This window comes from Plantibacter sp. VKM Ac-2885 (assembly GCF_015351205.1).
Lineage (GTDB): Bacteria > Actinomycetota > Actinomycetes > Actinomycetales > Microbacteriaceae > Plantibacter > Plantibacter auratus.
This window is the reverse complement of the sequence record NZ_JADKSK010000001.1, coordinates 2445545-2458873: the sequence shown is the minus strand read 5'-3', so window position 1 is coordinate 2458873 and position 13329 is coordinate 2445545. Positions and strand designations below refer to the sequence as shown.

At 68.7% G+C, this 13329-nt stretch carries 15 protein-coding genes; 12 read left to right on the top strand and 3 right to left on the bottom strand.

The genetic code is table 11. From position 1 onward, the window contains the following. The first annotated feature begins 4 nt into the window (after positions 1-4). The 3 genes from dhaL to ITJ66_RS11735 all read left to right on the top strand — a co-directional run bounded on the left by dhaL (position 5) and on the right by ITJ66_RS11735 (position 1665). Positions 5-649 carry a dihydroxyacetone kinase subunit DhaL gene (gene dhaL / locus ITJ66_RS11745; RefSeq protein ID WP_194644647.1) on the top strand — a complete coding sequence of 215 codons (645 nt, stop codon included), beginning with the start codon at positions 5-7 and terminating at the stop codon, positions 647-649. Next, positions 646-1356: a dihydroxyacetone kinase phosphoryl donor subunit DhaM gene (gene dhaM / locus ITJ66_RS11740; protein ID WP_194644646.1), complete on the top strand. Its 711-nt coding sequence runs from the start codon at positions 646-648 to the stop codon at positions 1354-1356. Before dhaL ends, dhaM begins: the two co-directional genes overlap by 4 nt. An 84-nt stretch (positions 1357-1440) precedes the next feature. After that, entirely contained in the window at positions 1441-1665 is a 225-nt protein-coding gene (locus ITJ66_RS11735) for a hypothetical protein (protein WP_133059937.1), read from the top strand. A gap of 21 nt (positions 1666-1686) precedes the next feature. Here ITJ66_RS11735 and ITJ66_RS11730 read toward each other — a convergent pair whose 3' ends face one another. After that, positions 1687-2265, bottom strand: coding sequence for a TetR/AcrR family transcriptional regulator (locus ITJ66_RS11730; protein WP_194644645.1), 579 nt, complete (start codon positions 2263-2265; stop codon positions 1687-1689). A 262-nt stretch (positions 2266-2527) separates the two neighbouring features. On the opposite strand from ITJ66_RS11730, the gene ITJ66_RS11725 reads away from it, so the two are divergent. From ITJ66_RS11725 to ITJ66_RS11710, 4 genes are all read left to right on the top strand, one after another. Further along, positions 2528-3430 carry an ABC transporter ATP-binding protein gene (locus ITJ66_RS11725; RefSeq protein WP_191941316.1) on the top strand — a complete coding sequence of 301 codons (903 nt, stop codon included), beginning with the start codon at positions 2528-2530 and terminating at the stop codon, positions 3428-3430. A gap of 32 nt (positions 3431-3462) precedes the next feature. After that, positions 3463-4284 (top strand): ABC transporter permease subunit, encoded by an 822-nt coding sequence (locus ITJ66_RS11720; RefSeq protein ID WP_194644644.1) that lies wholly within the window; start codon positions 3463-3465, stop codon positions 4282-4284. A 63-nt stretch (positions 4285-4347) separates the two neighbouring features. Next, positions 4348-5559, top strand: a complete 1212-nt coding sequence (locus ITJ66_RS11715; RefSeq protein ID WP_194644643.1) for a sensor histidine kinase — start codon at positions 4348-4350, stop codon at positions 5557-5559. Beyond that, positions 5556-6260 carry a response regulator gene (locus ITJ66_RS11710; protein ID WP_370582629.1) on the top strand — a complete coding sequence of 235 codons (705 nt, stop codon included), beginning with the start codon at positions 5556-5558 and terminating at the stop codon, positions 6258-6260. Before ITJ66_RS11715 ends, ITJ66_RS11710 begins: the two co-directional genes overlap by 4 nt. 111 nt (positions 6261-6371) lie before the next feature. Here the strand turns inward: ITJ66_RS11710 and ITJ66_RS11705 are convergent, their stop codons facing one another. Then, positions 6372-8744, bottom strand: coding sequence for an excinuclease ABC subunit UvrA (locus ITJ66_RS11705; protein WP_194644642.1), 2373 nt, complete (start codon positions 8742-8744; stop codon positions 6372-6374). A gap of 167 nt (positions 8745-8911) precedes the next feature. Between ITJ66_RS11705 and ITJ66_RS11700 the strand changes: the two genes are divergently transcribed. Further along, entirely contained in the window at positions 8912-9505 is a 594-nt protein-coding gene (locus ITJ66_RS11700; protein WP_194644641.1) for an HdeD family acid-resistance protein, read from the top strand. Positions 9506-9574: 69 nt separating this feature from the next. On the opposite strand, the gene ITJ66_RS11695 is transcribed toward ITJ66_RS11700, so the two are convergent. After that, positions 9575-10339 carry an SDR family oxidoreductase gene (locus ITJ66_RS11695; protein WP_138947113.1) on the bottom strand — a complete coding sequence of 255 codons (765 nt, stop codon included), beginning with the start codon at positions 10337-10339 and terminating at the stop codon, positions 9575-9577. 194 nt (positions 10340-10533) lie between these two features. On the opposite strand from ITJ66_RS11695, the gene ITJ66_RS11690 reads away from it, so the two are divergent. The 4 genes from ITJ66_RS11690 (at position 10534) to ITJ66_RS11675 (ending at position 13321) form a co-directional block, all read left to right on the top strand. Further along, positions 10534-11025, top strand: a complete 492-nt coding sequence (locus ITJ66_RS11690; protein ID WP_192017919.1) for an NfeD family protein — start codon at positions 10534-10536, stop codon at positions 11023-11025. 2 nt (positions 11026-11027) lie between these two features. Continuing rightward, a complete protein-coding gene (locus ITJ66_RS11685) occupies positions 11028-12047 on the top strand; it encodes an SPFH domain-containing protein (protein ID WP_124769383.1) in 1020 nt (339 codons plus the stop codon). Positions 12048-12054: 7 nt separating this feature from the next. Continuing rightward, positions 12055-12831 (top strand): glycerophosphodiester phosphodiesterase family protein, encoded by a 777-nt coding sequence (locus tag ITJ66_RS11680; protein ID WP_370582628.1) that lies wholly within the window; start codon positions 12055-12057, stop codon positions 12829-12831. A gap of 127 nt (positions 12832-12958) precedes the next feature. Next, positions 12959-13321 carry an RNA polymerase-binding protein RbpA gene (locus ITJ66_RS11675; RefSeq protein ID WP_064296965.1) on the top strand — a complete coding sequence of 121 codons (363 nt, stop codon included), beginning with the start codon at positions 12959-12961 and terminating at the stop codon, positions 13319-13321. Positions 13322-13329 lie beyond the last annotated feature (8 nt).

Genomic DNA, 13329 nt, shown 5'->3' with positions numbered 1-13329 from the left:
ACGGATGGGATTGGACGGAGCCTGGGCGATCGCCTGGATGCGGGGGAGTGCGGCGGTCGTCGCAGAGCATCGGGTGGAGCTGATCACGCTCGACCGCGACATCGGGGACGGCGACCATGGCGAGAACCTCGACCGCGGGTTCTCCGCGATCCTGCCGAAGCTCGACGAGCAGCCTGACGATGCGACGCCCGCGGACATCCTCAAGCTCGCCGCGACGACGCTCATCTCGACCGTCGGAGGCGCGAGCGGCCCGCTGTACGGCACCGCGCTGCTCAAGGCGTCGATCGCCGTGGGCGGCCAGGAGGACCTCGACGCCGATGCCGTCGTAGCCCTGCTGACGGCGGCACGCGACGGGATCGTGCTCCGTGGCAAGGCCGAGGTCGGCGACAAGACCATGGTCGACGCGTGGACACCCGCCGTGGACGCTGCATCAGCGGCGGCGGAGGCGGGGGAGTCGCCGGCACGGGTGCTGGCCGCAGCCGCGGACGCCGCGTGGGGTGGCGCCGCCGCGACCGAACCGCTCGTCGCCCGCAAGGGGCGCGCCAGCTACCTCGGAGAACGGGCCATCGGGCACCGCGACCCTGGGGCGCAGTCCACCTCCTATCTCCTGCAAGCGGCGGCTGCCGCCGCTGGGGAGGGTGCTGCATGAGCGGGGGAGCCGTCGGCCTCGTCTTCGTCTCGCACAGCGCGCTGATCGCGGAGGGGCTCATCGCCTTGGCGCGGCAGATGGCCCCCGACGCGGCCCTCGCCGCAGCCGGCGGTACCGATGAGGGAGGGATCGGCACGAGCTTCGAGCTGGTGTCCGCCGGGATCGCCGCCGTGGACTCCGGGGCCGGGGTGGTGGTGCTGTGCGATCTGGGATCGGCGATCCTGACCGCTGAGACGGCACTCGACTTCCTCGACGACGACGTCCGAGGCCGGGTACGCATCGTCGACGCCCCGCTCGTCGAAGGCGGCGTCGCCGCAGCCGTGGCCGCGCAGACCGGCGCGTCGCTCGACGAGGTCGTGGACGCCGCGCGGTCTGCAGCTGGCGGTGACACTGCCCAGCACGGCGCCGACGAGGCGACTCGGGCGGGTGGGTCCGACGACCCGACAGCGCCCCACGCCGCAGCCTCCGTGACCCTGCGGAACAAGGACGGGCTCCACGCTCGACCCGCTGCGGAGTTCGTGAAGCTGGCGAGCACGTTCGCTGCCAAGGTGGTCGTGAACGGGAAGGACGCCAAGAGCCTGCTCGGGATCATGTCACTGGGCCTCGTCAAAGGGGCGGTCGTGGAGCTGCAGGCGGACGGTCCGGACGCGGAGGATGCCATCGGGGCACTGGCGTCGCTCATCGAATCCGGCTTCGGAGAGGTCTGACGGGTCGCGCTCGGGGCGGAAGCAGGTCGACGCCCCGTGCGCAACGGGGTGGTCGACGCCGACGGTCGGCGTAGCATGACCCGCATGAACGAGCAGACGAAGACGTCGGACACCGAAGACCGCCAGTGCACGGTCTGTGGCCATCCGCTCGCCGAGCACACTTTCGACCGTTCCTCCGGGCATGATCACTTCATGACCTGCCCGACGGGGGAGCGGCTTCCGGACCCGGCGCAGTCCGCCGTCCCGGTCAACGAGTTCGGGATGCCGCTCTGGGACCAGGACCCCGATCGACCTGCTCCGTCGGCCTGACGACCCCCGTGGCCTGCGCCGTCATCCGAGGAGGAGCAACGACCGGACGGCGACGCTGACACCCGTTGTGCTCGAAGCCGGCGTCTCGTGCAGTGCGCTGCCGTCGACGAGCCAGCGCACCCATCGGACGAGCTGCTCCGGCGTGGCGTCGGAGCGGGCAGCGCTGGTGCGAACCGCCTCGGTGATGTGGTCGAGGAGGAAGCGGTCCACCATGTCCCGCTCGACCTCGAGGACGGCCGCCACGGCGTGGAGATGCGCCATCCCTTGGACCGCGCGAGCGAAACCGACCGTCTGGTCGGCGGCCCGTTGGCGGTCGAGTGCGCCGAGATAGGTGGTCAACGCAGGGCGCCCAGGCCCGGCTCGCGTGGCGAGGTGCAGTTGCTCCTCGGTCCAGGCGGCGCTCACCCGCAGCAGCGTGACCAGGATGTCGAGCTTGGTGGGGAAGTAGTGGAACAGGGTCCCCGAGGAGATGTCCGCCGCCCGGCAGATGTCCGCCGTCGAGGTGGTCTCATACCCCTCGGTGGCGAAGCAGCGGTAAGCCGCACCGAGGATCGCGGTCTGGCGCGCGGTGAACCGCTGTGGGTCGACGATTCTCGGCATGACTGCTCCCGTATTCCTAGAGCATTCACTCTAGAGCAGAGACTCTATCAATTCGTTCCAGGTCAGAGCCGACTTCCCGGCTGAGCGATCATGTCGCGCAGCTCGGAGCGCACGGCGGTGCTCCCTCACGGTCGGACGCTCGGCGGTCAGTTCGCCGCTGAGTCCGATGATGACGATCAACCCCTGGTTGGCAGTCGCCGACGCACACGCGTCCGTAGCGTCGATGGCACGAGGTAACCGCTACGAGCAGGAGGAAGACGCCATGACGATCGACGTGGAGGGGCTGACCAAGGCATACCGAGGCACGTACGCGGTGCGCGATGTGAGTTTCAGTGTCCAATCGGGCAAGGTCACCGGGTTCCTGGGGCCGAACGGCGCCGGCAAGTCCACGACGATGCGTTCGATCGTCGGGCTCGACCGTCCCACCGCTGGTCGTGCACGTATCGACGGCTCTGAGTACCGGGCGTTCGCCGCGCCGCTCCGCGAGGTCGGTGCTCTGCTGGACGCGAGGGCGGCGCACCGGTCGCGCTCGGCGCTGAACCACCTCGCCTCGATCGCGGCGACGCACCGCATTCCGCGCTCGCGCGTCGACGAGGTGCTCGAGGCGACGGGTCTCAGCGCGGTCGCCAGGAAGAAGGTCGGCGGGTTCTCCCTGGGGATGGGTCAGCGCTTGGGGATCGCCGCGGCACTGCTGGGCGATCCGGGCACGCTCATCCTCGACGAGCCGGTCAACGGCCTGGACCCCGAGGGCGTGACCTGGGTCCGGGAGCTCCTGGCCCGGCTGGCGGCCGAGGGGCGGACGGTGTTCCTGTCCTCGCACCTCCTGAACGAGCTCGCGCTCATCGCGGACCACGTGATCATCATCGGTCGCGGCGAGATCATCGCGGACGCTCCCATCGGTTCGCTCACCGAGCAGGGAGACGGTCGTGTCCGTGTTCGCGCCCTCGATGCGCCTGCACTCACTCGCCGGATCACCTCAGCGGGGGCGACCGTCGCGTCGAGCGAGCCGGGCGTGCTGGACGTGGAGGGCCTCTCCGCGGAGCAGATCGCCCGTGCCGCGCACGAGGCGGGAGTGCTGATCACTGAGCTGACGCCCCTGCGCCAGACCCTCGAAGAGGCCTACAACCGACTCACCCGCGACGCGCAGGAATTCGTCTCCGCCTGACGTCGCGTCCCCCTCGAAAGGACACCATCCTCATGAGCACCACCACCGGCATGGCCGCAGCACCCGTCGTGCGGCGCTTCTCCGCAAGCGATGTCAGCCTCGGCGGCACCATCGTCTCCGAATGGATCAAGTTCCGTGGACTCGCCTCGAACCACGTCCTCGCAGGATTCGCGTTCCTGCTGCTGACCGCGAACGGGATCGCGATGCCCTGGGCGTACGTCTTCCGCGACCGCGGGTCACCGAAGGCGGACTACGACGCCTACCCCGAGATGATCGTCGACAAGACCGGCTACGTCGGCATCGTCCTCGCGGTGCTCGCCGTCCTGATGATCACGAACGAGTACCGGTCCGCTCAGATCGGCACGACGCTGCTCGCGGTTCCGCGCCGGACGGCGGTGCTCGTCGCGAAGGCCTCGATCATCGCGGGTGTCTCGTTCCTCATCGGTGTCGTCAGCGCAGCCGTCGGGTTCGCGCTCGCGCCCATCATCCTGACCGGGGGCGGATACGGCTATGTGCTGGAGACACCCGACCTGGCGCGGTTGGTGCTCGGATCCGGGCTCTACCTGGCCACCATCAGCATCCTCGGAATCGCACTCGGCACCATCATCCGCAACGTCGTCGCCGCGGTGCTCGCGACGATCGTGCTCCTCCTCATCGTGCCGGTGATCCCGCAGATGTTCTCCGAATACGGCACCGAGATCACCCGCTTCTTCCCGATCCAGGCCGGCTCCCTGCTCCTCGCCCCGACCGGTACGGACCCGATGGGACCGTGGACCGGATATGCCGTTCTGGTGATCTGGACGCTGGCGTCGTTCGTCGTCGCAGCGATCACGTTCCTGCGCCGGGACGCCTGAACGGTGCTCACGAGGTGCGCGAGGGAGAATGAGAGCCGAGCTCAGCGTGGAGGTGGCAAGGGTATGAGTGCGATCCAGCCGATCGTGGACGCCGCGGAGGTCGACCGTGTCCTCGGCACACGCGTGCTGCGCTGGTTCAGCGCCCACCAGCGTGTGGTCGACGCACTGGTCGCTGTGACCTGTCTCCTGGTCCAGGCGCTCGGGCTGGTCCTGCCTGGTGCGCAATCGCTCTGGCCGGGGTTGCCGTTGGTGATCCTCTCGAGCGTGCTCCTGTTGTGGCGGCGTCGGTATCCGCGGGCGATCCTCGTCGCCGTCGCGCTCGCGAACACGGCGGGTGTGCTCTTGCCCGCCCCCGTCGCACCGGTGACGGTGCCCGCCGCCGTCGCGCTGTATACGGTAGCCGCCATGCTGCCCACCAGAACCGCGCTGTCGGGCTACGCGGTCCTCGTGGGGCTCCCCGCGTCGGGACTGCTCGTCCGTCTGCTCATGACGGGGTCGACCCGGGCCCCGTCGTTGCTGGAACCGCTGGCGCTGCTCGCTCTTGCCGCAGGTGTCGCCGCCCGCGGTGTGACGCAGCGACGAGCGGCCCTCACGCAACTCGTGAACCAACGACTCACCACGGCGCGGGTGGTGGAGCGGCAGCGGATCGCCGCGGAGATGCACGATGTCGTCGCCCACTCGCTGTCGACGATGATCTCCCTCGCGGACGGGGCGTCCAGTGGCTGGGAACGACACCCCGGGCGGTCGGCCCGAGCGCTCGCGCAGCTGGGTGGTGTCGGGCGCAGCGCGCTGGGCGAGATGAACCGCGTCCTGCAGGTACTCCGAGAGGGCGATGCGGTGCTGGATCAGCGCCTGCATCGGTCGGGACACAACGTCTCCGACGTGGAGGAGGTCGTCGAGGTCTTCCGCAGTACCGGCATGCCCGTCACGCTCACCCGCTCCGGCGGGGCCATGCCGGAGCAGGCCGCTCTGGTGACGACGGTCTACCGGATCGTCCAGGAGTCGCTCACCAACGTGTTGCGGTACGCCGTCGGCCCCACGCGAGTCGAGGTCGGCATCGACGTGGCGCCCGGCACCGTCGTGGTGCGGGTCACCGACGACGGCCGCATCGACACCCGCCGAACTCGAGCTCCGAGCCAGGGGAGTGGGCAGGGGCTCCTGGGTATCGCCGCTCGAGCCGCGGCGTACGGCGGCACGAGCGAAGCAGGGCCGTGCGCGGGCGGGGGCTGGTCGACGAGCGCGACGCTGCACATCGACCGAGGAGCAGCGACGTGAGCACGACCAGTCCCTCGATCATCAGCGTGCTGGTGGTGGACGACCAGGAGCTCGTCCGGGTGGGCAGCGCGCTGACCCTGGATTCCGCGCCCGACATCGAGGTCGTGGGGGAGGCGGCGACAGGTGAGGAGGCGATTCGGCGTGCACGGGAACTGCGACCGGACGTCGTCCTCATGGATGTGCGGATGCCCGGCATGGGCGGCGTCGAAGCGACCAGGGTCATCACCACGGTCCACCCGGCCACACGCGTCCTCATCCTCACCACCTTCGACATCGACGAGTACGCGTTCGGAGGCCTCCACGCCGGCGCCAGCGCCTTCCTGCTGAAGAGCACCCCACCAGACCAATTGCAGGAGGCTGTTCGGACGATCCATGCCGGCGATGCCGTCGTCGAACCCAGGATCACGAAGCGACTCATCGAGCACTATGCCTCCGGTGGACGGTCGCGCGAGCACGGGGGAGCAGGTGGGACAGCCCACCCGCTGGACCCGCTCAGCCCGCGCGAGCTCGACGTGTTCGGATGCATCGTCGTCGGGCTGTCGAATCGTGAGATCTCCGACGCACTCCACCTGTCGCCGTCCACGGTCAAGACGCACGTCAACCGGGTCTTCGCGAAGTTGCACCTCCGTGACCGGGTCCACGCGGTGATCCTGGGGCAAGACCTCCGAACCCGAGCCGCGGGGCGGGGCAGATTCGGCTGAGTTGACATAATGTGCATTATCAGCTCTTTCCAGCCCGCCGCGAGCGGGGTCGGATCGGGTCACGTCGGCCTGCATCTCCGACCTGAGGATCGCGGCGACGACCGGGGCGCGTCAGGAGCCGATGTACCGAGCGAGATGTTCTCCGGTGAGGGTCGAGCGATCGGCGACGAGCGCTGCGGGCGTCCCGGTGAACACCAGACGTCCGCCGTCGTGACCTGCGCCGGGTCCGAGGTCGACGATCCAGTCCGCATGCGCCATGACCGCCTGATGGTGCTCGATGACGATGACCGACTTCCCGGAGTCCACCAAGCGGTCCAGGAGTCCGAGCAGGTTCTCCACGTCGGCGAGGTGCAGGCCCGTCGTCGGCTCGTCCAGGATGTAGACCTCACCCGAGTCGGCCATCTGTGTCGCCAGTTTGAGTCGCTGTCGTTCGCCTCCTGACAGGGTGGTCAACGGCTGTCCGAGGCTGAGATAGCCGAGTCCGACGTCGGCGAGTCGCGCCAGGATGACGTGCGCGGCTGGCGTCCGGGCCGGCCCGTCGGCGAAGAAGGCCTCGGCCTCCGTCACCGACATCGCGAGCACCTCGCTGATGTCCCGCTCCCCCAACTGATATTCCAGAACGGAAGCATCGAACCGGCGACCCTCGCACACCTCGCAGACGGTCGAGACGCTCGCCATGACGCCGAGATCGGTGAAGACGACACCTGCGCCATTGCAGTTCGGGCAGGCTCCCGCCGAGTTCGAGCTGAACAGCGCCGGCTTGACCCCGTTGGCCTTCGCGAACGCCTTGCGGATGGGCTCGAGCAGACCCGTGTACGTCGCCGGGTTACTGCGACGCGAGCCGCGGATCGGGCTCTGGTCGACCGTCACCACGCCGGGACGCCCTGCGACCGAGCCGTGGATGAGGGAGCTCTTGCCCGAGCCGGCGACACCCGTGACGACCACGAGGACGCCGAGCGGCACGTCGACGTCGACGCCCTGCAGGTTGTGCCGGTCGGCGCCGCGGATCTCGATGACACCGGTCGGTCGACGCAGCGCCGGCTTGAGCGCTGCGCGGTCGTCGAAGTGACGTCCGGTGAGCGTGTCGCTCGCCCGGAGGCCGTCCACGCTCCCCTGGAACGTCACCTGTCCCCCGCCGGTCCCGGCACCGGGGCCGAGGTCGACGACGTGGTCGGCGATCGTGATCGTCTCCGGCTTGTGTTCCACGACGAGGACGGTGTTCCCCTTGTCGCGGAGCCGCAGGAGCAGTTCGTTCATCCGCTGGATGTCATGCGGGTGCAGTCCGACGGTCGGCTCGTCGAACACGTAGGTCACGTCGGTGAGCGACGACCCCAGATGGCGGATCATCTTCGTCCGTTGCGCCTCCCCACCCGAGAGGGTGCCCGTCGTGCGGTCGAGCGACAGGTACCCCAGCCCGATGGCGACGAAGGAGTCCAGCGTCTCCTGGAGGACCGTCAGGAGCGGGCGCACCGACGGTTCGTCGAGCGCCCGGATCCACGCCGCGAGGTCGCTGATCTGCATCGCGCACAGTTCGGCGATGTTCCGACCGGCGATGCGCGAACTCCGTGCGCCCTCGCTCAGGCGGGTCCCCTCACACGCCGGACACGTGGTGAAGGTGACGGCGCGGTCGACGAATGCGCGGATGTGCGGCTGCATCGCCTCACGGTCCTTCGAGAGGAACGACTTCTGCACCTTCGGGATCAGGCCCTCGTAGGTCATGTTGATGTCGCCGACCTTGACCTTCACCGGCTCCTTGTGGAGGAAGTCGTGGAGCTCCCGCTCCGTGTAGTCCTGGATGGGCTTGTCCGCGTCGAGGAATCCGGATCCGGTGAAGATCCGCACGCCCCAGCCGTCGGGTGTGTAGCCGGGGATCGTGAGCGCGCCCTGGTTGAGCGACTTCGTGGCGTCGTAGAGCTGGGAACGGTCGATGTCGTTCACGGTCCCCATCCCCTCGCACCGCGGGCACATGCCGCCGGTGATCGAGAAGCTCCGCCGTTCCTTCGTGCTCTGTCCCCCGCGCTCGATGGTCACCGCTCCGGCGCCGCTGATCGAGGCGACGTTGAAGGAGAAGGCCTGTGGAGACCCGATGGACGGGTCTCCGATCCGACTGAAGAGGATGCGCAACATGGTGTTCGCGTCCGTCGCCGTACCCACCGTCGAACGCGAGTTCGCGCCCATCCGCTCCTGGTCGACGATGATCGCCGTGGTGAGTCCCTCGAGCACGTCGACGTCGGGCCGCGCCTGCGACGGCATGAAGCCCTGGACGAACGCACTGTAGGTCTCGTTGATCATCCGCTGCGACTCGGCGGCGATCGTCCCGAAGACGAGTGAGCTCTTCCCTGAGCCGGACACACCCGTGAACACGGTGAGGCGGCGCTTCGGGAGGTCGACGTCGACGTCGCGCAGATTGTGCTCGCGGGCACCCCTGACCCGGATGACGTCGTGGCTGTCGGCGGCCCTGGTGTGCATCGGCGTCTCGGTCATGGCGATCAGCGTATCCGTCGTCATCTGCTGGCGTCTCGCCTGGATCGGCACCGGGCCCGCGCGACATGGAAGGTCATGCTGTGAAACACCTGTGTGAATGCGTCACACTGGTGGAACGCACCCGGTCTGCTCGGGAGCGCCGCACTGTCCACCGTCAGGAGCCGACCATGTCCGAATCATCCACCACCACCTACACGCTGAACTCCGCCAAGCTGACCACGAGCCAGATCTCCGGTGTCCGATGGGCCTTCGCCGTCGGTGGGATCCTCACGATCCTCTTGGGTGTCTTCCTGCTGGTCGCGCCGAAGGCCTCGCTGGTCGCCGTCGCGTGGATCTTCGCCGTCTACTTCCTGGTCGCCGGGATCGCCCGCATCACGCGTGGCGTCGTCGCTCGGGAGCACGGCGGACTCTGGCGGGTCCTCACGATCGTGTTCGGTGTGCTGCTGCTCGCCGCCGGCGTCTACATCTTCATCGATCCGCTGCTCGGCATCGGCGCACTCGTCTTCGTGATCGGTGTCTCCTGGATCGTCGAGGGCGTGGCCTCGTTGTTCGACTCGGCACCGGACGTGTCGCGGTGGATCACCATCCTCTACGGCGTCATCAGCGTCGTCGCCGGCGTGTTCGTGCTCGCGAACCCGCTGCTCGCCGCCGTGACCCTGCTGCTCGTCACCGCGTTCTTCCTCATCGCGGCCGGCGTCGTCGAGATCATCCAGGCGATCACCTTCGGCAAGCAGGTGAAGCGGGCCGGTCTCGCCGGCTGACCCGGGTGGCAGGACGACGAACGCCCGGCCCCTCGAGGGACCGGGCGTTCGTCGTGTCAGGATCGTCGCCTACTCGGCGATGAAGTCGCTCGTGTCCCCCACGTAGCGGGTGTGGTCCTCGGGGATCGGGTCCACGGCGGCCGAGGCGACCTCGGCCGCGAACTCGCCCACGTTGTAGAGACGACCGGCCGACTCCTTGCGGGAGCTGATCGCACCGGGGTTGGCGCGTTCGAGGAGGGTCGCGGTGATGGTCCCCTCGATCATGTCGCCCGAGACGACCACGAACTCGACACCGGCGGCGTCGAACTGGTCCTGCTTGGCGCGGAGCGCATCCTCGCCCGCGCGCTTGGAGGTCGCGACCGGCACGTACTCGGGCATCGTCGGCGTGGTCCGGATGAAGTGCGCCTGGTGGCTCGTGACGAACACGATCCGCGAGCCGGGGCGGAGCAGCGGGAGGGCGTGTTCGACGACGCTCACCTGTGCGTCCCGGTTGAGCTGCATGGCGTAGTCCTCGGCCATGCCGCTCTCCATCCCTCCGGAGGCGTTCAGCACCAGGACGTCGAGGTCGCCGAGTTCGGCCTTCGTCGTCGCGAACATCGCGGCGACCGAGGCGGGGTCGGTGAGGTCGGCTCCGACCACCAGGGCCTGCACGCCGAGGGCTCGCACCTCGTCGGCGAGCTTGACGGCGCGAGCCTCCTTGTTCCGGTAGTTGATCACGACGTTGGCGCCGGCACCGGCGAAGTACCGGATGGTGTCGGCACCGATGCCGCGGGACGAGCCCGTCACGAGGACGTTCTTCCCGGAGAGGGATCCGGCGGCCAGGGGGTTCGTCACGTGAGGGCTCCTTCAGATCTGGGGCCGCTCATCGGCGGCTGGTTCCAGCCAACGACCTTACCAACAACCGGCAGACGGATCCGGTTCGGTGGTCCGCCCAGCTGATAGCGTTGAACCCGACCGGCGCACCGTCTCGCGCTCCAACGGACTGCGAGGCGGCAGACGCGAGAGCCGATCCGGGAGGAATCCGCACCATGGACGTCATCACCGAGTACGCCTGGATCGCCTGGTTGGTCCTGATCCTCGTGTTCGTCATCATCGAGATCCTGTCGCTCGAGTTCACCTTCCTCATGCTCGCGCTCGGCGGCACCGTCGGGCTGCTCTCCGGCCTCCTCGGCGCTCCGTGGTGGCTCCAGCTGCTCATCGCAGCCGCTGCCGCCCTCCTGCTCCTGTTGGCCGTCAGGCCGCCGCTGCTCCGAGCGTTGCAACGCGGCGCGGACCCGGCGAAGAGCAACGTCGACGCGCTCCTCGGCATGCCGGGGCTCGTGCTCTCGACGGTGACCCCGCACGGTGGCCAGGTGAAGCTCGGCAACGGCGAGGTCTGGACCGCCAGGACCCCGCACGACTCCCCCTCGTCGTCCCTCGAGCCCGGCACGCGCATCGTCCTGTCCGTCGTCGACGGTGCCACCGCCGTCGTCGTCCCCGTCCCAACCCACCCGGCACCGCTGGGCGAGCAGAAGGAGTAGTCGTGAACGACATCTCATCAGGAGCGATCATCGGCTGGGTGATCGCGGCCATCGTCGTCATCTTCGTGCTGGTGGTGCTGTTCCGATCCATCCGCATCATCCCGCAGGCGAGCGCCGGCGTGGTCGAGCGGCTCGGCAAGTACCACAAGACCCTCTTGCCGGGTCTGAACCTGCTCATCCCCTTCATCGACCGGTTGCGGCCGCTCATCGATCTGCGCGAGACCGTCGTCTCCTTCCCGCCGCAGCCGGTCATCACCGAGGACAACCTCGTCGTCTCGATCGACACGGTCGTCTACTTCCAGGTGACCGACGCCCGAGCCGCGACGTATGAGATCGCGAACTACCTGGGTGCCGTCGAGCAGCTGACCACGACGACGCTCCGAAACGTCGTCGGTGGGCTGAACCTCGAGGAGGCGCTGACGAGCCGCGACGAGATCAACAGCAAGCTCCGCATCGTGCTCGACGAGGCGACCGGTAAGTGGGGCATCCGCGTCGGACGCGTCGAGCTCAAGGCGATCGACCCGCCGCTCTCCATCCAGGACTCCATGGAGAAGCAGATGCGGGCCGAGCGCGACCGTCGAGCCCTCATCCTCACCGCTGAGGGAACCAAGCAGTCGGCGATCCTGACAGCCGAGGGTGCGCGGCAGGCGGAGATCCTCCGCGCCGAGGGTGATGCCCAGGCAGCCGTGCTCCGTGCTCAGGGTGAGGCGTCCGCCATCCAGACGGTGTTCAAGGCCATCCACGACGGCGACCCCGACGAGAAGCTCCTGGGCTACCAGTACCTGCAGATGCTCCCGAAGCTCGCGGAAGGCCAGGCGAACAAGCTCTGGGTCATCCCGAGCGAACTGACCGAGGCGCTCAAGGGCATCGGCTCCGCCTTCGGGCCGGGCAACACCCGCGACCCTGCGGCCACGGCACGGGCGGCGGCCGCAGCTGCGCAGACGCCCTCCTTCACCACAGCGCCGGCCGCGTCACCCCAGACGCCACCGGCGCCGACGACTCCCGTCCAGCCCGAGGGCTGAGCACGCGGTGACAGTGGTCCTCCCCTACTTCCGTCCGGCCCGCCCTCGGGTCCTCGCCCATCGAGGGCTGGCCGGGCCGGGGGTCCCCGAGAACACGCTGTCGTCCTTCCGCCGTGCCCTGGCGGCCGGCGCCGAGTACGTCGAGACCGACGCGCACTGCACGCGCGACGGACACGCCGTCCTCTTCCATGACCCGTCCCTGCGACGCATCACCGGCGATCCGAGACCGATCGCCGACCTCGAACTCGCGGAACTCCAGCGGATCGACCTCGGCGGCGATCGCATCCCGACGCTGTCGGAGGCGCTGGCCGAGCTCCCCGGGGCACGCTTCAACCTCGACATCAAGGCCGCGGCCGCGGCTGCACCGGCGGCTGCCGCGATCATCGGCGCAGGTGCCGCCGATCGGGTGCTCGTCACTTCCTTCGACGAGGGCAGACGTTCCGCGATCGTGCAGGCCGTGGGGCTGGAGGCCGGTGCCGACTCCGTGGTCTCATCCGCGTCGGCCCGGATCCTGCTCCGCGTCCTCCCCGCAGCCGCCCTCGGGCTCCGTGGAGCACTCCGTCGGTCGCTCACCGGTGTCCAGGCGCTCCAGGTGCCCGAACGGTTCCGCGGCGTACCCGTCGTGACGAAGCGCCTCCTCGCACAGATGCACGCGCTCGGTGTGGAAGTGCACGTGTGGACGGTCAACGACCCCGACGACATGCGACGACTGCTGGATCTCGGTGTCGACGGCCTCGTCACCGACCGCTGTGATCTCGCGCTCGACGTGGTCCGCTCGCGCTGACGGCTCAGCTCTCCGCATCCGGCGTGGCTGCAGCTGGGCATGAGCTGATAGCCAGATGGGTGAACGGAACAGTTTACCCAGCTTGTGGGTTTATAACTGTGGATGCCGAGCGAGAGGAGACCACACAATGGCAGATCGCAGTTTGCGCGGAATGCGCCTGGGCGCCCAGAGTCTACAAACGGAAGAGGGCGTCATATTCTCGGCGCGGAGCAACCACATCTACCGGTGTCAGAGTTGCGAGCGCGAGACCACCATGACCTTCGCCGCCGATGCGGAAGTCCCCGAACTGTGGGAGTGCCGGCACTGCGGTGCGGAGGCCGTCCTCCTCGTCGACTCGAAGCCCGTCGTCGTCGACCGCGGTGATGTGAAGACGCCCCGCAGCCACTGGGACATGCTGCTCGAGCGCCGCTCGCGCGATGAGCTCGAGGAGCTGCTCGAAGAGCGCCTCTCGTATCTCCGGGCCCGTCGCGGCCAGCAGAAGAGCGCGTGACACCGAGC